Source organism: Leptospira wolffii serovar Khorat str. Khorat-H2 (genome assembly GCF_000306115.2).
GTDB classification, from domain to species: Bacteria; Spirochaetota; Leptospiria; order Leptospirales; family Leptospiraceae; genus Leptospira_B; species Leptospira_B wolffii.
Genome location: NZ_AKWX02000012.1, coordinates 281,428 through 302,327, shown reverse-complemented (window position 1 = coordinate 302,327; position 20,900 = coordinate 281,428). Strand labels below are relative to the sequence as shown.

Genomic DNA, 20,900 nt, shown 5'->3' with positions numbered 1-20,900 from the left:
GTAAGATGCAGGATCCCGAACAAATATCAGACGTTTACGAAAAAGGCAGAAAGTCATTATTCGTCTACTTCTACTCTTTAACCGGAGAAAGGGAGAAAGCGGAAGATTTGGTCCAAGAAGTCTTTCTCATTCTCTCCAAAAATCCGGAAAAATTCGATCCTAATAAAGGTTCGATCTACTCCTGGGGTTCTGTCGTGGGAAGAAATCTGTTTTATAGGGAACTACAAAAATCCAAACGAATCTCCTTCCAAGATTCGGAAAAGATGGAATCTTTCTTTGTCGACGGATCGGATCCCCAATCCGAATTCCTGGAATCCTCTGATAGAAATCATAAACTCGTTTCCCTCTCCGACTGCCTGAAAATTCTTCCCGAATCGGAAAAGGAAATCATCCGGGAGAAATTCGGTAAGAATAGTACCTTAGTTCAAATCGGAAATAAGCTAGGGATTACGAAACGTTCCGTTAGCAGAAGATACGCCGATGTCCTGAAAAAACTACGGGCCTGCCTAGAGAAAAAGGGAGTCGGCCTATGAGTTCCATTCGGGAGAATATTCAAAAATTTGAAAGAGATCCGTATCTTTTCGAGGAGCTCGTTTCCGAATTCCTTCTGGATCCTAAAGAAGAATCGGCCTCTCTTTTATCCGATCTGATCCTTGAATCGGATATACTCGGATCTAAATTCGAATCCTTATCCAAGGTTCATGCGAATCTCGGAATATTATATCTTCCTCCGATTGAGAAGCCTAAATCTCTCTCTCGTTCCGTCGGAAGATACGTAATGCTCGCCGCCGCGGCTCTGATTTTATTTTCCCTATCAGGTTATCTATACTCCACACGTTTCTCTCCTCTCCCTCCCGTCCAGAAAGAGGAGATCCTTACTTTCGGTTCCTGCGAATCGGACGGGAATCCCGAGTCGGGGCGGATCGTTTCCGGCAAACATTCTCTTTGCGAATTCTATTTCCATTCGGATAAAAAAGGTAGAAGCTTCAAGATAAGACTTCTTCCGGATTCCGTAGTCCGAGTCCATAGGGAAGAATTGGTTTGGCTTTTGGATTTCCAATCCGGAACGATCTTAATCGATTCGTTATATTCTCCCGCTTATTTAGGCAGATATCCTACCGATCTTAAATTACTCGCTCGAGGAGAATCCCTACGCTTCTTAGGAACCAAGGTACGCGTTTCTTCCGACAAAGAAGATAAGGTCAAAATCGAAGTGTTGGAAGGAAGTCTTGCCTGGGAGAGAAAGACATCCGAAATCCCCGTCGTTTCCGGAAAGTCCGTCAGCATCCCTTCCGAATCCGAGTCTCCCGTTGATCTTACTCCTGAGGAAAATCAAGACCTCATAGAAGCCTTCGATTCCGTTCGGCCTTACGAATCCGAATCTCCGTCTGCTCCCACAAATCCGGGTAAGATTCTCTATCCGGAAGCAAGCGAGGTGCCGGGAAATCGTATCCTATTAAAGAACGGATCCGTCAAAAAGGGGACGAGTCTATTACAAAAGGGCGATATTTATATCCTCATCGATAAGGATTCCGTGACGGAATTCAAGGCCTCCGAAATCAAAAGGATAGAGTTCGAATGAGAAAACGGATCCGTTTTTTCTCCCTTCTTTCCCTTTCTCTTTTTCTAATACAGTATTCCTCCGTTTTCCCCGATACGGTTCGCCTCAAAGACGGCAGAAGCTTTAAGAACGTAAAGAGTAGAATAGAAGGTAAATCCGTCCAAGTAGAGAATACCGACGGATCCGTTCAGACTTTTCCTCTCGAATCATTGAAATCCATCGAGCCAGGTGAAATCAAAGCGCCTCCTCCAAAACGCAAGAAGGTGAAGGAGAAAACTCCTCTTCCTGAAAAGGAAAAAGAGAAGATTAATCCGGCACCTCCGCCTCTGGACGCGACTCCTAAGAAAGAAACTATAGAGAAAAAAGAGACGACTCCCAAAAAAGATCCGGAAGAGAAGAAGAATGCGAATCCGCCCGTAGTTTCCGAAAATCTTCCTACGGTTTCCAAACCGAATCTATATTGGGTCCCCTTTCCTTTCTGGTCCGCATTGATTTCGGAACCCCGTCGGGACATAGGAATCGCATTATCTTTTTCGAAAGGACTTAGCTTTCTTTTGGCCTTATCCTATGCCCGGACTCCTGAGTCCGCGACTACGGATCGTGAAAGGTTGGGGCAACTACTTTTGGTCCGGGAATTCAACCAAACGGATAACGGAAATTACCTGATTGCGGCTTTCCTTAGAAGAGAAGAATTCAAAGATCGGGTTTACACTCCCTCCGGAGACCGTTCCATCACAAGAGAAGAATATTCCAAAAGAGCAGAGACCTCCGTAGGTTTATTCCTGATCTTCGTACTCCTGGACGGATTTTTCACCTACAAACAGTATAATTCCGGGATGGATACGGAACCGGGTTCTCCTGTATTAAGTAAATGGAATATTTCTCCGACGGTCGAGTATGTGGGCGCTCTCCCCTCCTCCGGATGGAAGGCGGAGCTGGAGTTTCGTTTTTAGAATTCGGACTTACTCCAGCCGATTCGATTCTAGGGTATCAGATAGAGAAACGGAACTCGCCTTTAGTCTTTCCAGACCGGCTCTAAGCTTTTCCGTGATCTCGGACATTTCCATGGATCTTCTGCTCAGATATTCGATTCCTTCCAGAATCTGCTTTGTGCCGTTCGCCTGCTCCAAGGTCGCATTCTTCATTTCTTTGGAAAGAGAACGTATTTCACGATTCTTTCCCTCGACCTCCGAGTACAATACTTTCTGTTGATTCACCGAATCCGATACCTGAGCCAAGGCCTCTCCTATGGATCCGATTCCGGCGGTCAATTCCCGAAAGGCCTGCACTAACTCAGCGAATTTTTCGGAACTCGTCTGGGACGCTTCTCCCAAGGCACCGATCTGCTTCACGATTTCCTTCGCGTTCCTGGAGGAAGAATCGGCTAACTTACTTACTTCCTCCGCGACCACTGAGAATCCTTTTCCCAATTCTCCGGCTCTTGCAGCCTCTATCGCAGCATTCAAGGAAAGTAAATTCGTTTTTCCGGATAGATCCTGTATTACACCCAGGATCTTACTGACCTCTTGGACGGTGTTCTTGAATTGAGAGAATACGTCCAAGGCGATTCTGACCGTGCCCTCTCCTTCTATCGCGGTGGAGGCGGAACCTTCTCCCAAACTCCTGGCAAAGGAGACCGCTTCGAAGACTCTCGTTGTTTGCTCCTTCCATCTTTCGATCGTTAACGAAGTATCTTCTCCGAACTCGTCCTGCGTTTCGGCCATCTTGGCGATGGATTCTATGCTTGCTCCCATTTGTTCCAGAGTAGCGGACGTCTCCTCCACCATGCTCGCCAATTCTCTGCTTGTATCTTCGTTCGCAACCGCCGCTTCCTCCACTCCGGAAAGAGATCCTCTCAATTCTTCGGCCACGGCTTCGGAACTCTGTAAGACGGCCTTTGCCAAAGAATAATTCTTTAATGCCCTATCCTCCGCATCCTGCGCTTCTTCCACCAATCTCCTTACGAATTTTGTGGCATAGGAAATCGTGACTCCGAATGCGAATAAAAAGACGCCCATCAGAAGGATTAAGGATCCCCTAAGCTGGATCATTCCAGGAGATCCCAACGAAGCCAACTGCGGATTTAAGAGATACAAGGCCTCCGCCATGACCACAAACTGAACGGAAAGAATGACGGAACATATGAATGTGAATCTAGGATTGAACCTAAAAATCGTTCCGGATAGAATCAGAAAATATATGCCGTAGTTGGCGGGGCTCAGGATTCCGTTAGGCTTCCAATGGTCTTCTGCCCAAAAATAACCCAACTGAACGATCGAGTATCCTAAAAATTCCAGAAGCACGGTAGCGTATTTTAGCCAAGCTTTATATCCGTAAAAACGCATTACGGAAATGGAAAGTATTGTGACGAAAGAATAGACCAGGATGCCTGCGGAATAATAACCCAAGAGATCCTGAATCCCGGTTTTCAAGACGTATCCCAGGATCGTCCCGAAAACGAACACCGCTATCAGGAAAAATCTCAGATAATTTGCCGCGACCTCTCCCTGTCGTTCGAGTTCCAAACTACTTTTCATTACACCTCTGTTAGGCGATTTTGATTTTGCCTAAAATCACCCGTAAGAAAGAGAGTGTCAAGCAGTCATATTATAAAATTGCGATCGACCACGGTCAAAAATCGATCGGCACCATCGCCGCTAGTTCCAGGGTGGTCATCGATACCGTATATCCGGAATCCTTGAATATTGGTCCGTGAAGACTGAATCTGAACTTCACAAATCCGAAAGTGGGAGTTTCCAAATACACCATATAGGCAAAAACCTGTTTGGCTCTCATATTTACGTTCGTTCTGGACAGAGCCGCCAAGGCAAGCATCTCTAAAGGGGTGTATTCGTTCTTAAATTGGGAGTACACGATCAAAGAAAGCAAATCCGTGGAGAACGGAGTCCCCTTACTCGCCAAATATAATCCCATAAGTTCCAAATTGTTCGCCTGGCTTAAGTTTAGAAGAAGGTAATTGAAGACCGGATCCCCCGAATGCAGATCCACCAAACCGGAAGCCAGCTGATAGTTCGTCAGTGATTCCAAGAAGACCGGGCGATTCGTATACGGAAGCAATAGCTTAGCGTAGGAATCGGCGGGATCCCTAAAATCCACATTCCCGCTCATCCTTATGTTTGCAAACCCCACTCCGAAGCCCGCCCGAAACCCATCCACATCCGGATTTCCCCAATAGAACGTGGGTATTATATAATTGTAATCCACATTCATCCGAGTTCCCAGATCGCTCGTCACACTATTTTTGCTATTCTCCCTGGTTCCGGACGAGGAAGAGGAGGACCCGGAGGAGGAGGAAGAATCCGACGAATTCGCTTTCGGGTTAGGAACCGAATAGGACTGACGATCGAATACCGTGTTCGCGGTGTGAAAAAGAAACTGAAACCCGAAAGCCTCGTTGATCTTGATATCCTGACTTCTGATATCCAGAAAGAAATTAGCTTTGGGATGAGCGTTTCCCATGTCTGCGTGCTTTCCCCTTCCTCCGAAGTCCAAATCCGACATGAGATCGTAGGTTGCCCCGGGCTGGATGGAGAAGAATCGAATCCTCTTTTGAGGAACTCCCAAATCCCGGTCCACCTTATTGGCCTTATCCTTGGGATCGTAATATTCTCGGATCTCCTTCATTACCTCCTCGTCCAGCGGTCCCCGGAAGGGCTGACTCCAAAGAGAACCCGGCAATAGAATCGAAATGAGAGCGAAGTAGAAGAGAAAATTTTCCGACGGAAGGAACCCTTTCCTACCGTAGGAAGAAACGTAAAGGATAGCTCTAAAAAATGCTGACCGAGTCAACCGACAAAACGGATTGATAAGAATAGACCGTTTCGATAAACTAGATGGACCGATGCAGAACATCATTCGTATTTTATTTATCAACATTTTTCTAATCTTCTTCTCTATCGGATGCCTAAAGACGTTTCCGGTTCTGGAGGACCCTCCTCCCGGGGAGGAAGGCATGGTCGCCTTCGGACTGATCGTCTCTAAAGGCGGCCTCTCGGATGGTATATTCTCCGGGCTAGAGAATCCGGTCTCCAATTATACGAAAATTTCAACGGTTGCGGATCCTTCCCGCTACGTAATCCTCAAGGACTCGGGAAAGCAAATGGAGGGAGACGGAAATTATCGATTCCTATGGGTACAAAAGCTCAGATTAGGAGAAGAGGACCCGGAACTTCCCGCATTTTTCGCGGTTTCTAGGCTTCCTCCGAATAAGCCCTTGCTCATAAGTCATAGTTCCTACACGTATACTACCACCACCACATACACCACCGTGGACAAATACGGAAACGTTCGCACTCATACTTCCACGACCGTTCACACCCTGGGAATCCCGATCGATTACTCTTCCTCCGATCTAAGTAAATTCTCCTTTTCCAATCCGGGGGGAACGAATATCAAATTTCTAGGAAATTTCGTGGCACACCCTTCCGTTCCGAATTCGGAAACCAATCGCCCCTACAAGGGGACCTACGTGCTTACGAATCTGAACGAATATCTGCAAAGGTTCCCCGCCGAAGGCGCTATTCTCAAGAGGAAATTCTACGGAGTGGAAGACATCACCGAAACGGGAGCCGAAATCTACTTTTTAAAACGCTTCATCGTGGAAAACCGCTCCCGGTATTGGGAGGGAATCGCTATCCGAAGACTACTTCAACTGGATCCGGATATCCGGATGGAAGCGCTGAATTCCAAGATCGCCATCCCGAAAGAGGATCTTCCTATCGAGGGAGTGGAAAAATAAAATTCTCTTTTTATAATATTCTTCCGAAAGTCACTTTTTTTCCTTACCCAGGAGTTCTGCGAGAACTACGCCGGTAAGAACCAGTCCGCAACCGATTAACCCGACGCTCGCAAGCCTCTCATCCAAAATATAGAACGCCAAAATAGCCGAGAATACGGGCTCCAAGGAAAAAATCAAACCCGCACGAGTCGGAGAGATCCCTTTTTGGTATTTCGTCTGCAAGAAAGTAGTTCCGACGGACGAGATCAAACCGTTATAGAATAATGCAGGCATAACGTTCGAATCCAAACGGATAAATAAGGACTCGATTCCTCCCCAATCCAAAAGAAATGCCAATAAAAAGGAGAATAGACTCGTCACCAGAGTCTGGGATAAGAGTAGAATCTCCAGACTGCAAACGCCGCTCGCCTTATCCATGTAAATGATGTATAAGGAAAAAAAGAACGCCCCGCCCAAAGTGAGAATATCCCCCAGATGTTCGGACATTTTAAATCCGGCATTTCCTCCGGAGTTTTCGGAAGATAGAAAGAATAGTCCTAAGAGTACGATAAGAACTCCTAATAGATTTCCCCAACTAGGAATTCTCCTGTAAAAAACGGTTTGGAGAATGGGAGTGATCACAACCAAGGTTCCAGTGAGAAAGGCGGACTTGGTCGCAGTAGTGTATTTGAGGCCTATCGTCTCGAATGCGAATCCCACAAACATCCAAAACCCCAGAAGAAAAGCCAGAGTATAACCCCTGCGATTCTCGGAGAAATTCGGAAATATCCTGACTCCCTTTTCTTTTTTCCAAAATAAATATAGTACGAATACCAAGGAAGCGATCGCAAATCGGATTCCTATAAAGAGACAGGAAGAAACGGATACAAGACTCAGTTTGGTGGCGGTAAACGTACCTCCCCAAATCAACGTACAAAAAATCAAAGCGGCTTCGTTTTCGAATCTTTTCACGAATTTCAGCCGGATGGAACGCTTCTCTTCATTATCAGTTCCACGGGAATCCAGGACTTCCAAGTCTGCCCTTCCCAACGCAGGGGCTCGTAACCTTCCTTTTCGACTCTGAGTTTAATTTTACGCAAGGCGGGAAAGGATTGGAAGAATACTCCGTCCTCTTTACGGGAAGATCTCTCCTCTCCGTGGAAGAAGTTAATATTCTCATAATATACTCTGGCGGCCAGGGCCTTGCCGTCCTCGCCTTTGATCTTAAAATACAATTTGTCCCCGTCTATAATCTCCTCCAAAAGCAATCTCCAAGCTGGTCTCATGGATTCCAAAATCTTAGGAACGTCCGAATACGGAGGATTCAGATGGGAGGATTCCAGGAGATAAGCCAGAGTCCCATACTTAAAGAAATAATAATCTTGGTCCACTCCGTCCACCGGGTAGATGTTCTTTTTAGCGGAGAAGGAATGATTCGGGTTTTTACTTTCTATCTGAGAGGCGATACGCTTGCCTAAATCCCATGCAAGATCCGGATCCGGATTCATGGTCCCGTCTATGGAATAAGGAACCAGAATGCAATTCGCGAAAGCGTGATAACTGATGGAAGCCGCGAATCTTTCCCTTTCGGCAAGCTCCATCATCGCACGGGTCTCCGGCTCCGAAGCGGGATAGGGGCCTCTATAAAATACGCTACTCGAAACGGAAGAGGTCTGGTTGGACTTAGTCTTTCCCCAAAAGAAAGGATAGTTTCGATTCAGATCCACACCTGGATTCTCCTTATCCGCGGCGGAACCGAAGGCCCCGTTTTTCCTACCTTGTCCGATGGTCTCATGCCAAAAAGCCCGGGAGCCGTCCGGATTCACGATAGGAACCACCCAGATCTTCAAACGGGAAAGCAAATCCGCATGCTTTCTTTTCGTGGAAAGAATTTCGAAAAGGACGTCGTAACAATGCTCCACTGAGATCACTTCGTTGGAATGATGGGCGCAATTGAATAAAACGGAAATCTTTCCTTCTTCCGAAACTCCCCTATCCGTGAGAACTAAAGCCGGGATCTCCCGTCCGCGACTGGTCTTCCCGATCACCTTATATTCCGTATGATTCGGGAAAAGCCTATGAACCCAGTATAGATAATGAGAATTTAATATATTATCCTTGTATCCCTTCCTGACGTCTCCGAGTGCGAATATGGATTCGGAAAGAAGGTCCTGATAATTTCCCGAATAGTATTTGAAAGGAAGATTTTTAGCGATTCCGATTCCGTCCTTTGGAAATCCGAAAGCCTTCAGATCCGATTTCAGGACAACCGCATAGGAAGCATCCTTCTCCGTATAAGTGAAGGGGACTTTTCCATCCGTGAGTTTTCGGAAATCCTCCTTGGACCTGTTTTCGATTTTCAGTAGCACGCTCGTGCTTCCGTCGTTCAAAGGACGGGCTGGAATTCTTTCCCGAAGGGAACAATTCCAGAATGCGATCAGGGAAACTAGGACTAAGTTATGGAATCGAATCGGACCCGACACAGAAGTAGGATATCCGAAAGAGCGACCGGAAGGAAAGAAAGAATTCTTCCGAGAGTGGGATTCGAAAGAGAAGAAAGCGACCTTCGATTTAGGATCGAAAGCCGCTATAGGAATCAGCGGGTCTTATTTCTTGACCCAATATTGGGATCTGCCGATTAGAGAGAAGCCCACATAACCGCGAACTTCCAATTTTTTTCCGCCTTCGACCGCTTTCAAAAGACATTTATACCAGACTCCGTCGTTCGGATCCAGAATGCGTCCTCCGGACCATTTGTCCCCGTCCGCCTGAAGTCCTTTGATGATAACGAGTCCGAGTACGGGTTTATCCTTTTCGGCTCCCTCGCAAGCGGTACAACGAGCCGGCTTTCCGTCCTTATCGTTCGGATCCACTAGGCCGGTGACCTTACCGTAGATTTTTCCGCCTTGCTCGTAGATCTCTACGGTGGATTCTTCCTTACCGTCGTCGCTATAAGTTCTCCACACTCCCGTAACGGGTAGAGGATCCGCGGATAATCCCGCGAAAAAGGAAAGAAATAAAAGGGAGAAAAGGAATAGTTGAATTCTCTTCATTACAATATCCTAATATAATTTAAGAATAAAAACGGGGAAGATTTCCCCGTTTACGAATCGTTTTGATTATTTTTTAAGCCAGGTTTGAGTTCTACCGATCAAAGAGAATCCGATAAAACCTCTAACGTTCAATTTAGCACCACCGTCGACGGCTTTTAGTTTGCATTTATATGTTTTACCGTTGTTCGGATCCATGATCGTCCCACCGGTATATTCGTCTCCGTCCGCAGATAGTCCCTTTAAGAAGACCAATCCTACGACAGGCTTGTCCTTATCCGCACCTTCGCATTTGGTGCAAACTTTCGGTTTGCCGTCCTTATCCAGAGGATCCCGGAGGCTGACGATCTTACCGTAGAGCTTGCCGCCTTGCTCATAGATCTCGACGGTGGATTTCTCGGTACCATCTTCATCATCGATGGTTTTCCACTTTCCTACCACAGGAAGCGGATTCGCAAATGCAGATTCGCCTGCGAGAAATGCAGCCAAAACGGCAAATAGAACGAGTGATTTTCTCATTTTTGATTAACCCCTTAACGTTGCTGTTGAAATCGGTTATATTCGGAGCCAATTGGAACCTAGCAAGCAAACTATTCCTGGAGAGGGGTTTTTTTAGTAAAAAAAGCATTTCAACCGTTCGAAAACCGATTTTCTCGAAAAAATCCCCCGTCAGATAGGTTATAATCTATAGATAATCCGAGTTTTCGATTCGTTGGAGACGATTTTTCATGCTGCGTTCTTATATTCTCCGTTTAAACCGTTCTATTCTACTCATCGGTTCTATCGGTCTATTCTTCTTATCTTGCGGAAGCCAGCAAGGCTCGGCGAATAAGGATCTGCTCTTGGCGCTCGCCGCTTCCGGACAAAACGATAAAATCGGAGAGTCTTTAAGTTCCGCCTTCGACTCCGTATCTTCTTCTATGGAAGGTCTTAGCGGAGAAGGCGCAAGCGTGGCGCTCTATGGAGAAGAGTCGGGAATTACCGAAAGACTCGCTTCTTCCTTGCAAAGATTTTGGTTAAAAGGGCCGGATACCGGACTAGAGGCTTACGATTTTTCCTTCGATTGTTGGGGCGGAGGTGATTACCAAAGACAAGTGGTTTCCACCGGCGCAACGAATTACGATTTCATTGATTACGTTATCGATCATGCCAGATCTCCTTCTTCTTCCTTTTACGCATCCAAGACTTTCGATCATTGCAGATTCCTTCCTTTCACCTCTTGGGTGATCGACGGAAAAACGGAAAATATCTGGAGCGGACTCTCTTCGTCTCAGCCTTTCGTCCAATCCGGATCATCTCTCCAAATCGGAGTCGATCGGACCTTGGAAAATTCGAGTCGTGGCAGAAAGATCCAAGTCACCGGCACGGGTGCCACTCTTTCTTACGGAGCCGGTAGTCCGAGTACGCAACAGGCTTATTCCCTTACTTGGACAGGTGTTTCTTCGGGAATTTCCTTCTATAGCCAAGACGTATCCGTTTTGAGAGTAGGTTACTCCGGCGCGGATCTGGTATATTCTCACTCGGTCACGAGCCCTTCTTCTCTCCAATATGGAGTGGATCGTTCCTCTTCCAATCCTCTTTCCTGGTACAGACTCTGGGGAGGAGGAAGTCTGCAAGTAGTCCATACGGGCGCGGAGAATTTTACTTTGGTCACGACAGTGGATTCTCCCGTGAAATGGAAATACGTGGATTGTTTGCCTAGTTCCGGACAGGTTTCCTTTACATTATCCGGAGATCTGACGGGCACCGGAGTCGTGAACTTCCAAAACGGAGTCGGAAATTATTCCTACACATATACGGACGCGGACGGAAACAGCAAAAGCTCCAGCGGATCCGTCGACTTTTCCTCCTGCGGAGTCCCTCTCGTAGTTCTTTAATTTTTTCTCTTGCAGAAGAAATCGTACAAAGAGATCCTTCTTCAGAAATGTCGGATCTCGAAATGCATTCTTTTCGTCCCATTCATATCGCTCTACTAATCCTTTCTTTGGCTTTTCTGTCCGCCCCGCATATTCTGGGAAGCCCGGATCCTAAAAAGCCTTGCTTCGGAAAAAAAATTCGAGGCATGCAATGTATCCCCGCCGGAAATTTCATCCGGGGAAGCAATCGCCACGATTCGGACGAAAAGCCCGAGCAAAAAATCTACCTAAGCGATTTCTTCATGGATCTCTACGAAGTCACGAACGAGGACTTCAGCAAATGTATCGAGGACGGAGCCTGCAAGGAATGTCTTGCAAACGGGACCTGCGATACCATAGGCCCCGCTTACGGAGAATTATATCTCAAACCCAAGCAGCCCATCGTAGGAGTTAGCTGGTACACTGCCAAAGAATATTGCGAATGGGCAGGCAAAAGACTCCCCACCGAAGCGGAATGGGAAAAAGCCGCCAGAGGTCCCAAAGGAAATCTATATCCTTGGGGAAACAAGACCGCGGACTGCAGACTTGCGGTCATCATGGAGGGAGAACGCAAAGGTTGCGTACCACATAAATTGGATCCTCCGAATTTAATGCCTACAGCCAATGTAGGCACCCGTCCCGCAGGTGTGTACGGATTATTCGATATGGCCGGAAACTCCTGGGAATGGGTCCAAGATTGGTATTCGGAAAGTTATGCGGCTTGCGGAAAAGACTGCGCCGGTAAGGATCCCAAGGGTCCCTGCGACGGAAAAGCCCCCTGCCAAGGTTACGATAAAAAAACTCTGAAAAGCGGATCCTGGTGGTGGAACTCCTACTATGCGAGGGGCTCCAAAAGAAGGGCTCATATTCCTCAAAATTTTCCGGAATACCACCATTTCGGGTTCCGATGCGCCAAGGATCCGAGTTAAAAAGCTTTGCAGCGTGAGCCCTGTCCGAAAAAAAATGCGGATAAGCTTTAAGGCAATGCGAAATGAAAACGAATCCAAGCCAAAAAAATCTCCGCCCTTCCAATAGAACTCTATTCGGAATCGGCACCTTCTTTCTAGTCTCCTCCGTTTTTGCGGGTCCTATCCCGAGTACGGAATGGTCCGGAAATCCTCTCGTTCTAAAAGAATGGCATTACGATATACTCCCCTCGATCGCGAACCACGATCTGACAGGACTGAATCGTGCCACACAAATCGCGAAGGATCATTACAAAAGCCTAAAAGAGATCCCTCACTCTCCCATGCAGATCATAGAAGGAGATCTGGAAGCGGGGAACTCCGTCTTCGTATTCTCCACTCGCATTCATAGATCCGAACCGAAAGAGGGTTTACTATCCGTCTATCTTCCTTTTTGTCCTTCCGGATGTTCTCTTCATGCGTCCGACCCCCGATCCGAGAAAGGAATCTTCGAGGAATTGGAAGAAATAGAGAGTCTGGCGGTCTCCTCCAAACCGCGTATCGTCGCAGTGGATAGCGTAGAGAAAAGAATAGAATTGAACCTTTTTGTGAGACCTTTCAACGGACCCAGACACTTTCCGGAGAATCCCGTTTTCGGAACCTTCGAGGAAATACAGAAAGTATTCCTGGGAAAGGCCCTGAGGGTGCTTTTCTTCAGCTCCCTGGAATTGTTTTCCTTCATATTCTTCGCATTCATCTATATCAGAAGACCTCAGGATAAGTTCAATCTCTCCTTCTCCTTATTGAATCTTTCTTTGGCGATATGGTATCCTTCCTACGAAGGCTGGAGCCAATACGTCCTGGATTCTCCCTGGACCTGGGTGATTTTCGGATATTCCTTGGGTGCATTCCTACCGGTATTATTTTACGAATTTACGATAGGGATCTTTCAGGCTCCTCGGGGAAGAATGGGAAGGACATTGCAATTCCTTTTCCTTCTTCTTACGATCTGGCCCTCCCTGGAATTCGGCCTAACAGGAGGACATCATCTCTTCGGAAAGATCGCGTTTCATATATTCCTAGTCGTATTAGGATTCTTTTATTTAAACACTCTGTATATATTCTATAGATACAGCAGAAATAGTATACTTTCCTTTCCTTGGGTGGTAACCGGCCTGATCTTAGTAGCGGTTTCTTCTTTCTACACGGTATTGAGTTTTGCCGGATTCGGCCAGGCCCAGCCTTGGGTAAACGAAAGCTTCCTGGGATTGACGCTACTCTTCAGCTTGGCCCTGGCAAAACGTTATGCGGAAGTATTCCGCGCTCTGGAAAAATCCGAAGGCAAATTAAAATCGTTGAACGAATCCCTCGAGACAAAAGTGGAAGAGAGGACAAGAATCATAGAATTACAGAAGGCGGAGCTGGTCCAAAAGGGAAGAATTCTCGCCAAAGACTTATCCATCGCAGGCAAAATCCAAACCGCGCTTCTCCCCAGAGAACTTCCTTATATACCCAGCGCAAAAATCTCCTACAGATACAGACCCATGATGGAAATCGGAGGGGACTTATTGGACATTCTCTACGATTCCAAGACCAATTGTCTGGGAATGTTCATCGGAGACGTGACCGGACACGGAGTATCTGCAGCGCTTCTCGCCTCTATGTTAAAGATGACATTAGGAGAATGGTCCACTCGGCTCCAAGACCCCGCCTCGTTGCTCTTGCATATACGCAACCAATTCGAAGGGAAATTGGATGGACATTTCATCACCGCCACGCTCGTCACCTTAGACCTGAATACCGGGCAGGCGTTGATCGCAAATGCGGGGCATCCTGAATGTCTCGTTCTCAGAAAAGAAGGAAGAGTGGAATTTTATAGGCCCAAAGGAGTCGCCATCTATGAATCGATTCCGACGACCTACCAGACCGAAGCGGTGGAACTTTTTCCGGGAGACAAGGTGGTTCTCTATACGGACGGGATTCCCGATTCCAGAAATTCGAACGGAGAATTTTTCGGAGAAGAACGATTGGCGGATTTACTCAAACGTTATTCTCAGACTCCCCCGGAAGAACTTTGTGATTCCGTTTTAGGAGGAGTACAATCCTTCCAAGGAGAGAATAACACCTCCCTCCACCAGGACGATATGGCGCTGCTCGTTGCGGAATTCTTAGGCTAAGAAAAAGAAATGCGTCGGAAGGATTCAATCTTCCGTCTCTTCGATTCTTAGAGAACGAATGGAATTTGCGTAATTTATAAGATGTAAATCTTGCGCGATCTTCGCAGCGGATTCCAGGTAAGAATTCACCAAACCGGAAACGTGCTTGTTCAAATGATTTTCCCGGAAATATTCCAATGTCTCCGCCTTTTTTTCCGGCCCCCACTCTTCTCTCTTTTCCTCGGGAAGAAAATAGATCATAGATGATTTTTCCGAATTCTCCAAATCCTCTCCTAAATCCTGGTAATCGTCCAAGAGCCTCCAGGAGATTCCGAAAGATTCGTACATCTTAAGAACGGACTCGGCTTGGTCCTTGGAAAGAAAAGAGCGGGAAAGCAAATACGGCTGTAAAGACCAAGTAGCCATCTGCGATCGGAATCGATTCAGATGCTCGTCCAAATTTTCCAAAACGGAGCGATCGTTGATGGTCCTAAAATACCGGTCCACGAATTCTTCCGCGATCAAAACCCCGTCATGCACTTCTTTTGCAAATAACTTGCTCGACTGCGCATAACGTGACCAAGCTTCCGTCCTGAGCTGTAACAGGGTATGAGTGGTTTGCAGAGAACCGTCGGAGAGATGATCGTCCAAGGAATGTAGGAGCAATGCGGAAGCATGAGACTCCACCAAGAGCGCCAACCAAGGATTGTCCCAAGGAAGGGATTGGGCCGTCTCGTTGATCCAATATAATATGGAATAACAAGGAGAATAATAACGCCTGAGAAAATCGAATCCTTCGGAAAGACGACTCTCCGAATATTTGTATAGGAACAATACGGCTTCCGTACGCAAAGAGGCAGGCAATCCATAGCAAAGGCTGATCGTAGAACGATTCAGAAGTTTGCAAAAATCCTTTTCTTCCCCGGATGTCTCAATAATGCCGAAATCCAAATTCCGCATGCACAATCTCTAATTAAAAATCATCTTTTTTACAATTTTAAACACAGAGAAAGGATTTTTTGTGCAAACATGAATTTTTTTATTCTTCTATGATAAAAAATTAATCCATCCCCATTTGGGATATAAAAATCGCCTAACGTAAGTTTTGCCTTTTTCTTGAACACATTCGGAACGCATATTCCAGAATATTATGTCTCATCCCTTCCGAAAAGGAGAATAAAACCCCTAAACCCCATGCAACGTAGAAACAAAAATCATATTTTATCACCTATTGTTTCGCGAATTCTCGTTCCGACAGAAACGAAAGCACTCTTTTGCAGAATAGATCGGCAGAAAAGTCCATATAAGCCAAAGACGGCCTAGGATTATAGGACTCTTTGCAAAGGGAAACATATTCACAAGAAGGGCATACGCTAACGTCCTCTCCTGTCCTTTCTTTATAGAATGAGGATTCCAGAATATTCTGAAATATTCCCGGAACAAAGATTCCAAATTCTTCTCTAGAGGAATGGGAATTTGTGATCTTACCGTCCACCAAAACCACAAATCTTCCTGCAGTTTCGATATTGGGAGAGAGAGGAAGATGAGGAAGACCGATCTCTTTCGCCACCACATTGGAAAGAGAATTGTCCAAAATGTATATCGGGTAACCGTAAAGACTGAGCAAGGCCCCCATGCGCACCATTTCCACGAATTCGGAAGGAGTCAAAAGATCCTTTTCCACATCATAAGCATCCTCTTCCACTCGATGGAGTTGGATCCAGGTCATGCGCTTGATTCCGGGAAAGTCCTTAAAAGTCTTATCCGTAAAACTAGGCAGGTCCTTTAAAAGACGCTTTCCTACAACGACGAATAACTCCACGCTTAAACCGAACAAGAGAGCGTTCTTGATTCCGAAGATGGCCTTATCATAAGAACCCGGCCCTCTCACTGATTCGTGCAATTCCCGGTTGCCATTCAGACTAATCGTTAAACTGATCCTATCCCCGTAAGATGCGACCTTTTTGCAAAAATCCTCCGTTAAGTGCCCTCCATGAGTATTGAAGAATAGACTCTCGTAACCGATCTCGAACGCGTATTCGATAAGAGGGAAGAATTCCTTCCATAGAGTAGGCTCGCCCCCCGTTAAATGCAATCTACGAAAACCCGCACGATATCCTTCTTGTGCGATTTCAAGGGATCTCTCCCAGGAAATTCTACTCTTGGCTTCGAGTGCGGCTAACGCGAAGCAATTATTGCAACGCAAATCGCATTTAGTGGTGAGTTCTATCGTTAGCCAAGGAAGATCCATATTAGCAATTCAACAGATTTGAATATTCCGATCAAAAAATATAGTATTTTAGGATATTTTTTCCTTCCGGACAGGACTTTTTCGTTCGCCTATTCATTATTTTAGGCAAAGGGCTGTCCCGGAAAAACGGTCTCCTACCCGATCCGATCTCATTTTTCCGGGATCCGAAAGTGGAGAATTGGTTGTAGACTATGCAATGATTACGCCCAACTGTCAATTCCGGCATTGCGTTCGGCATCGATAAGAATTGACAAAGCGGAGAAACGGAAATGAAAAACACGTTTTATTTAATCTTGGCGTATTCTTTGGTATGCTGCTCGTCGATCTCCAAAACGAACGATGTAAACTCTCCTCCCTCCGATAATTACGGCCCCAGATTGGAGACGATCCTGAATCGACTCATCGGCCTCGTGAATCATTCCAAGGTCGATAATAACCTAATCCAGAAGCTGTTATACAACGGAGCGACTAGAATCAATTCGGATTCATTAAGAATTCAGGTGGATCCTTCGTTGCCTAAGAGTATCTACGGAGGCGCCGAATTCGCATTCGATAATCTGGGAGACAATCCTAGAATTTCCGTAAGCCCTTACCTCATAGATTTATTTGAAAAAAGACCCTCTATCGTTTTCTCCATTCTAATCCATGAATTCCAGCATTCCGATTCGTTCTTCTCGAACAAAAAAGGATTCGTACAGACCAGAAAGAATCCGATAGAGAAATATCTTTATGAACTAGATGCCTTTCACGTGGAAGCGGTGTTTATAAGAGACTATATGGAAGGAAATCGGGATTTTCAATTGAGCGAATTCGAGAAATTTCTATCGAATAGTTTTTCAAAAGATAATTTAGGCATGTTTTCTTACGGATTTTATAAATTCGATATGAATCTGATCTTTTCCCTAAACGATATGACTCATTCCAACAAGGCGAAAGAAGTAAAATACGAGGAACTCGCAAGAGTTACGGACGAGATCCTGAATGACGATTATGAAAAATACAACGAGGATTGGGTCCAATTCAACCAAGTAGTCCCTCTATACACGATAGCGACTCTTTATACTCAATTCGTCAGAGATATAGAAACCTATCCTATGACGGACCGGGATATTGCCAGAATGAGTAATTTCAATTTAAAAAGGGACAACCCGAAAGCGTATACAAAACTAGAAGAAATCAATCGTAAGCTGAAAAAGTACGGCAATCGTTTGGATTTTATAATCAAAATACAGGAAAAATATTCAGTCGTCGAATAAACCAAAATCTTATACCGGCTAAACGACTATATTGTCCGATTACCGGGTATTCTATTTTAGTGGGAAAAACCACTAAAATAGAATTATTAGAAATTCCCACTAAAATTTAGTGGACAAAACCACTAAATATATTTTATTAATGAAAGCCCCTAAAAACTAGGGTCTTTACCTACTAAAATCAATCCTCATGAAACCCCAGGTTATCACAGGAAACAAACAATTGGGACAAATCGTGCGAGACCGGCGCAAACAGCTTCGGATCAGCCAAACCATATTGGGAGAAAGGGTCGGTTTGAACCAATCCACCATTTCCGCCCTGGAAATCGGTAAAGCTAAAGTTCGCATAGATACGATTTTTGCGGTTCTTTCCGCCTTGGACTTGGAGCTGATTGTCAGTTCCAAATCGAGCGAAAAAACGGATCGCAATAATCCATGGTAAATACCACGGCACATTCTAGGAGTCTCTTCGTATTCATGAACGGAATACGAGTGGGGACTTTAGTGAAAACCGCCCGGGGCTCTTTGGAATTTTCCTACGAAAAGTCTTGGTTGGAAAATTCCGAGCTTTCCCGCCCTATTTCGCTTTCCCTTCCCTTAACTTCCGGTACATATAAGGGAGATAAGGTCGTAAACGTATTCGATAACCTCTTACCCGAAGGCACTTCGGTTCGCCAAAGACTCCAAGCCATTTTTCAAACTCCTTCTTCGGAAGTCTTCGATCTATTGACTCAAATAGGGTCGGATTGCGTGGGCGCACTCCAATTATTGACATCGGCCGAACCTCCCGAAGATCGAGCCTTAAACTCCATACCCCTTTCGTCCCTAGAAATTGCGGAACGAATTTCACAAGTTCGAATCTATCCGATGGGAATTAGGCCCCAAGAAGGTTTCAGAATTTCAATCGCGGGAGTACAGTCCAAAATTGCCTTACTTAAAATAGGAAATGAATGGCGACTTCCGGAAAGCTCCACTCCTACTACCCATATCTTCAAATTGCAGATCGGCAAAATCGACACAGTCGATTTATCCCAAAGTGTGGAAAACGAATATCTATGTCTTAGAATCTTGCGGGCATTCGGCCTGGAGGTACCTAATAGTGAAATTCTGGATTTCGAAAACATTAGAATTCTTTCCGTCACCAGATTCGATCGAGAATGGAAAGATAATGGGAATTGGATCGCACGTTTGCCTCAGGAAGATTTATGTCAGGTCTTCGGAAGATCGCCGAATTTAAAATACGAGAATGATGGAGGTCCGAACATTAAGGACATCCTAGAATTTCTCGCAAATTCACATAATGCAACCCGAGATCGCAGCGATTTTATGAAGGCGCAAATCCTATTCTTTCTGATGGCAGCCACTGACGGTCACGCGAAGAACTTCAGCATCTTTCTCCGGCCTATGGGAAGATACGAACTCACTCCATTCTACGATGTTCTTTCAGCTTTCCCGTATCTTACCTCCAACCATCCGGCGGAGAAACTCAAAATGGCGATGAGCCTCCGCGGATCCACCGGAACCAAGCATTATGTATGGAATCGGATTAGCGGAAGACATTTCCTATCCGAGGCTAAGCATTCGGGTTTCAGTATAAAAGAGACTTCCTCTTTATTAGATGAGATTGCGGATTCTATGGAATCAATTCTCCAATCCGTCGGCAATAAACTCCCTAAGGACTTCCCGCCGAAGATTATGGAGTCGATCTTTGCAGGAATGCGTAAGACGAGAGATCGTTTGGCAAGAACCGACAAAGAACCATAGGCGCAAACAGCTTCGGATATGGGCTAACGAAGAATCGTTAGAGGCTATTTTTAATATAAGGACATTCTTCCGTTCAGACAAAGAAGAAGCGAAGCCATTCCTTCCAATCCGCGATACCTAAGAGCAAGCGGGAGAGTATCGAATTCTTAGGTTCGTCTTTTGCCATCCTGAAAAAGCGATCGAATAGAAACGTGTGAAAAAGGATTTTCTTCATGGAATCCTGGTCCTCCATTCTCTTTCGTATCCGATTCTCGCAGCTTTTCTTATAATATTCTCCTAGTTGATTCTTAGCGGAAGAATGTAGGAATTCCAAAATATCTTCGGCGACCAGTTGCCCGGATTCCAAGGCAAAATCGATCCCATCCCCTGTAATCGGATCCACAAGACCGGCGGCATCCCCGCAAAGAAAGGCCCCTTCCTTATAAAGGAATCTCTTATCCGTCTTCATGGGAATATGATATCCCTTGGGTTCGGATTCCCAAACTCCGCCGGTCAATTCTTCCCGTAATACGGGATGCTCCAGAAAGAAATCCCAGAGATCGAATGGATTTCGTTTCTCTTTTTTCAATTTATCCGCGGGGATTCCGAATCCTATATTGGCCCTTCCCCCCGGTAGAGGAAAGATCCAACCATATCCGGGAAATATCTCCCGGAGATAGATAAAGTAATAACTCTCGGGATGATTGAGCCTAACGTTTCGAATATAAGCCCTCATCGCGAAGGACTTTTCCGTCTCTTGGAAATGCGACCCAAAGATAAGATGACGCACTCTGGAATGTATTCCATCCGCCCCGACCAGAATTTCACAGTCCTCTTGTCCCTCGGAATGGACCAGAGTAAAGCCTTGGGAATTTCGACGGATTTCCCGGATAGAAATCCCTTCCCGCAGGACTGCACCTGCTTCTTTCGCCTTTTCCAGAACCCTAGCATCCAATGTTTCTCTAGGGATAGTGCTGAATCCGTTTCCGAACATATTTCGGGCGGCTTCCAACTTCCTTTTCTGTCCGAACCAATCGAATAAGATCACATCATCGATTCTTTGTCCCCGCTCAAACTCTTCGATTCCCCGGATTCCCATCCGAAAAAGTGTGTAGAACGCTCTAGAAGAAACTCCGTCTCCGCAGATTTTATCTCTAGGAAAGACCGCCTTATCCAAGATCTGGACCGGAATTCCCGCTTTTGCCAGAAAAAATGCCGCGGAAGCCCCGGCCGGTCCGGCTCCAATGATGGTGATTTTCCTCAACTTTTGTCGCATTCAAAAAATGAATATTAGAAAGCGGATGAATACTCGATCAAGAAAGAAATCCGGCAAAATAACGCATTTGTC

At 45.7% G+C, this 20,900-nt stretch carries 19 protein-coding genes; 10 read left to right on the top strand and 9 right to left on the bottom strand.

The genetic code is table 11. The features are described 5' to 3' along the window. The first annotated feature begins 5 nt into the window (after positions 1-5). Genes LEP1GSC061_RS10490 through LEP1GSC061_RS10480 form a run of 3 tightly spaced genes read left to right on the top strand, consistent with a single transcriptional unit; the run spans position 6 to position 2,514 of the window. A complete protein-coding gene (locus tag LEP1GSC061_RS10490; protein WP_016545199.1) occupies positions 6-533 on the top strand; it encodes an RNA polymerase sigma factor in 528 nt (175 codons plus the stop codon). Continuing rightward, positions 530-1,582 carry an LIMLP_03685 family anti-sigma factor gene (rsx, locus tag LEP1GSC061_RS10485; protein ID WP_016545218.1) on the top strand — a complete coding sequence of 351 codons (1,053 nt, stop codon included), beginning with the start codon at positions 530-532 and terminating at the stop codon, positions 1,580-1,582. The genes LEP1GSC061_RS10490 and rsx overlap by 4 nt, the downstream gene beginning before the upstream one ends. Beyond that, positions 1,579-2,514: a hypothetical protein gene (locus LEP1GSC061_RS10480; RefSeq protein WP_016545408.1), complete on the top strand. Its 936-nt coding sequence runs from the start codon at positions 1,579-1,581 to the stop codon at positions 2,512-2,514. Before rsx ends, LEP1GSC061_RS10480 begins: the two co-directional genes overlap by 4 nt. Before the next feature lie 9 nt (positions 2,515-2,523). On the opposite strand, the gene LEP1GSC061_RS10475 is transcribed toward LEP1GSC061_RS10480, so the two are convergent. Next, a complete protein-coding gene (locus LEP1GSC061_RS10475; RefSeq protein WP_016545184.1) occupies positions 2,524-4,098 on the bottom strand; it encodes a methyl-accepting chemotaxis protein in 1,575 nt (524 codons plus the stop codon). Between the two features lie 94 nt (positions 4,099-4,192). Continuing rightward, the gene (locus LEP1GSC061_RS10470; protein ID WP_016545406.1) at positions 4,193-5,206 is read right to left on the bottom strand and encodes a hypothetical protein; all 1,014 of its coding nucleotides are present in this window, start codon (positions 5,204-5,206) and stop codon (positions 4,193-4,195) included. Between the two features lie 217 nt (positions 5,207-5,423). Between LEP1GSC061_RS10470 and LEP1GSC061_RS10465 the strand changes: the two genes are divergently transcribed. Beyond that, complete coding sequence (locus LEP1GSC061_RS10465; protein WP_016545331.1) at positions 5,424-6,320, top strand: hypothetical protein; 897 nt, start codon at positions 5,424-5,426, stop codon at positions 6,318-6,320. 30 nt (positions 6,321-6,350) lie between these two features. On the opposite strand, the gene LEP1GSC061_RS10460 is transcribed toward LEP1GSC061_RS10465, so the two are convergent. From LEP1GSC061_RS10460 to LEP1GSC061_RS10445, 4 genes are all read right to left on the bottom strand, one after another. Continuing rightward, positions 6,351-7,271 (bottom strand): DMT family transporter, encoded by a 921-nt coding sequence (locus tag LEP1GSC061_RS10460; RefSeq protein WP_016545268.1) that lies wholly within the window; start codon positions 7,269-7,271, stop codon positions 6,351-6,353. A gap of 5 nt (positions 7,272-7,276) precedes the next feature. Further along, complete coding sequence (locus tag LEP1GSC061_RS10455) at positions 7,277-8,782, bottom strand: M14 family zinc carboxypeptidase (RefSeq protein ID WP_016545332.1); 1,506 nt, start codon at positions 8,780-8,782, stop codon at positions 7,277-7,279. 123 nt (positions 8,783-8,905) lie between these two features. After that, positions 8,906-9,352 (bottom strand): DUF2147 domain-containing protein, encoded by a 447-nt coding sequence (locus LEP1GSC061_RS10450; RefSeq protein ID WP_016545389.1) that lies wholly within the window; start codon positions 9,350-9,352, stop codon positions 8,906-8,908. A gap of 66 nt (positions 9,353-9,418) precedes the next feature. Further along, positions 9,419-9,868 (bottom strand): DUF2147 domain-containing protein, encoded by a 450-nt coding sequence (locus LEP1GSC061_RS10445; RefSeq protein WP_016545172.1) that lies wholly within the window; start codon positions 9,866-9,868, stop codon positions 9,419-9,421. A 209-nt stretch (positions 9,869-10,077) separates the two neighbouring features. Between LEP1GSC061_RS10445 and LEP1GSC061_RS10440 the strand changes: the two genes are divergently transcribed. The 3 genes from LEP1GSC061_RS10440 to LEP1GSC061_RS10430 all read left to right on the top strand — a co-directional run bounded on the left by LEP1GSC061_RS10440 (position 10,078) and on the right by LEP1GSC061_RS10430 (position 14,326). Then, positions 10,078-11,226: a hypothetical protein gene (locus LEP1GSC061_RS10440; protein WP_016545225.1), complete on the top strand. Its 1,149-nt coding sequence runs from the start codon at positions 10,078-10,080 to the stop codon at positions 11,224-11,226. A gap of 185 nt (positions 11,227-11,411) precedes the next feature. Continuing rightward, positions 11,412-12,173, top strand: a complete 762-nt coding sequence (locus tag LEP1GSC061_RS10435; protein WP_232218427.1) for a formylglycine-generating enzyme family protein — start codon at positions 11,412-11,414, stop codon at positions 12,171-12,173. Between the two features lie 62 nt (positions 12,174-12,235). Then, positions 12,236-14,326: a PP2C family protein-serine/threonine phosphatase gene (locus LEP1GSC061_RS10430; RefSeq protein ID WP_016545382.1), complete on the top strand. Its 2,091-nt coding sequence runs from the start codon at positions 12,236-12,238 to the stop codon at positions 14,324-14,326. Between the two features lie 24 nt (positions 14,327-14,350). On the opposite strand, the gene LEP1GSC061_RS10425 is transcribed toward LEP1GSC061_RS10430, so the two are convergent. Continuing rightward, positions 14,351-15,265 (bottom strand): class 1 isoprenoid biosynthesis enzyme, encoded by a 915-nt coding sequence (locus tag LEP1GSC061_RS10425; RefSeq protein WP_016545380.1) that lies wholly within the window; start codon positions 15,263-15,265, stop codon positions 14,351-14,353. A 268-nt stretch (positions 15,266-15,533) separates the two neighbouring features. Beyond that, a complete protein-coding gene (locus LEP1GSC061_RS10420) occupies positions 15,534-16,556 on the bottom strand; it encodes a radical SAM protein (protein ID WP_016545152.1) in 1,023 nt (340 codons plus the stop codon). A gap of 269 nt (positions 16,557-16,825) precedes the next feature. On the opposite strand from LEP1GSC061_RS10420, the gene LEP1GSC061_RS10410 reads away from it, so the two are divergent. The 3 genes from LEP1GSC061_RS10410 (at position 16,826) to LEP1GSC061_RS10400 (ending at position 19,573) form a co-directional block, all read left to right on the top strand. Continuing rightward, entirely contained in the window at positions 16,826-17,812 is a 987-nt protein-coding gene (locus LEP1GSC061_RS10410; RefSeq protein ID WP_016545416.1) for a hypothetical protein, read from the top strand. Between the two features lie 187 nt (positions 17,813-17,999). Next, positions 18,000-18,251: a helix-turn-helix domain-containing protein gene (locus LEP1GSC061_RS10405; protein ID WP_040508434.1), complete on the top strand. Its 252-nt coding sequence runs from the start codon at positions 18,000-18,002 to the stop codon at positions 18,249-18,251. 35 nt (positions 18,252-18,286) lie between these two features. Next, complete coding sequence (locus LEP1GSC061_RS10400) at positions 18,287-19,573, top strand: type II toxin-antitoxin system HipA family toxin (protein WP_198014257.1); 1,287 nt, start codon at positions 18,287-18,289, stop codon at positions 19,571-19,573. A gap of 73 nt (positions 19,574-19,646) precedes the next feature. On the opposite strand, the gene LEP1GSC061_RS10395 is transcribed toward LEP1GSC061_RS10400, so the two are convergent. Further along, entirely contained in the window at positions 19,647-20,816 is a 1,170-nt protein-coding gene (locus LEP1GSC061_RS10395; protein ID WP_016545168.1) for an NAD(P)/FAD-dependent oxidoreductase, read from the bottom strand. Positions 20,817-20,900: the final 84 nt, after the last annotated feature.

What these genes read in the sequence shown, in the direction of transcription:
- LEP1GSC061_RS10490 (WP_016545199.1), top strand. Translation starts at nt 6, where the DNA reads ATGCAGGATCCCGAACAAATATCAGACGTTTACGAAAAAGGCAGAAAG.
- rsx (WP_016545218.1), top strand. Translation starts at nt 530, where the DNA reads ATGAGTTCCATTCGGGAGAATATTCAAAAATTTGAAAGAGATCCGTAT.
- LEP1GSC061_RS10480 (WP_016545408.1), top strand. Translation starts at nt 1,579, where the DNA reads ATGAGAAAACGGATCCGTTTTTTCTCCCTTCTTTCCCTTTCTCTTTTT.
- LEP1GSC061_RS10475 (WP_016545184.1), bottom strand. Translation starts at nt 4,098, where the DNA reads ATGAAAAGTAGTTTGGAACTCGAACGACAGGGAGAGGTCGCGGCAAAT.
- LEP1GSC061_RS10470 (WP_016545406.1), bottom strand. Translation starts at nt 5,206, where the DNA reads ATGAAGGAGATCCGAGAATATTACGATCCCAAGGATAAGGCCAATAAG.
- LEP1GSC061_RS10465 (WP_016545331.1), top strand. Translation starts at nt 5,424, where the DNA reads ATGCAGAACATCATTCGTATTTTATTTATCAACATTTTTCTAATCTTC.
- LEP1GSC061_RS10450 (WP_016545389.1), bottom strand. Translation starts at nt 9,352, where the DNA reads ATGAAGAGAATTCAACTATTCCTTTTCTCCCTTTTATTTCTTTCCTTT.
- LEP1GSC061_RS10445 (WP_016545172.1), bottom strand. Translation starts at nt 9,868, where the DNA reads ATGAGAAAATCACTCGTTCTATTTGCCGTTTTGGCTGCATTTCTCGCA.
- LEP1GSC061_RS10440 (WP_016545225.1), top strand. Translation starts at nt 10,078, where the DNA reads ATGCTGCGTTCTTATATTCTCCGTTTAAACCGTTCTATTCTACTCATC.
- LEP1GSC061_RS10435 (WP_232218427.1), top strand. Translation starts at nt 11,412, where the DNA reads ATGCAATGTATCCCCGCCGGAAATTTCATCCGGGGAAGCAATCGCCAC.
- LEP1GSC061_RS10430 (WP_016545382.1), top strand. Translation starts at nt 12,236, where the DNA reads ATGAAAACGAATCCAAGCCAAAAAAATCTCCGCCCTTCCAATAGAACT.
- LEP1GSC061_RS10425 (WP_016545380.1), bottom strand. Translation starts at nt 15,265, where the DNA reads ATGCGGAATTTGGATTTCGGCATTATTGAGACATCCGGGGAAGAAAAG.
- LEP1GSC061_RS10420 (WP_016545152.1), bottom strand. Translation starts at nt 16,556, where the DNA reads ATGGATCTTCCTTGGCTAACGATAGAACTCACCACTAAATGCGATTTG.
- LEP1GSC061_RS10410 (WP_016545416.1), top strand. Translation starts at nt 16,826, where the DNA reads ATGAAAAACACGTTTTATTTAATCTTGGCGTATTCTTTGGTATGCTGC.
- LEP1GSC061_RS10405 (WP_040508434.1), top strand. Translation starts at nt 18,000, where the DNA reads ATGAAACCCCAGGTTATCACAGGAAACAAACAATTGGGACAAATCGTG.
- LEP1GSC061_RS10400 (WP_198014257.1), top strand. Translation starts at nt 18,287, where the DNA reads ATGAACGGAATACGAGTGGGGACTTTAGTGAAAACCGCCCGGGGCTCT.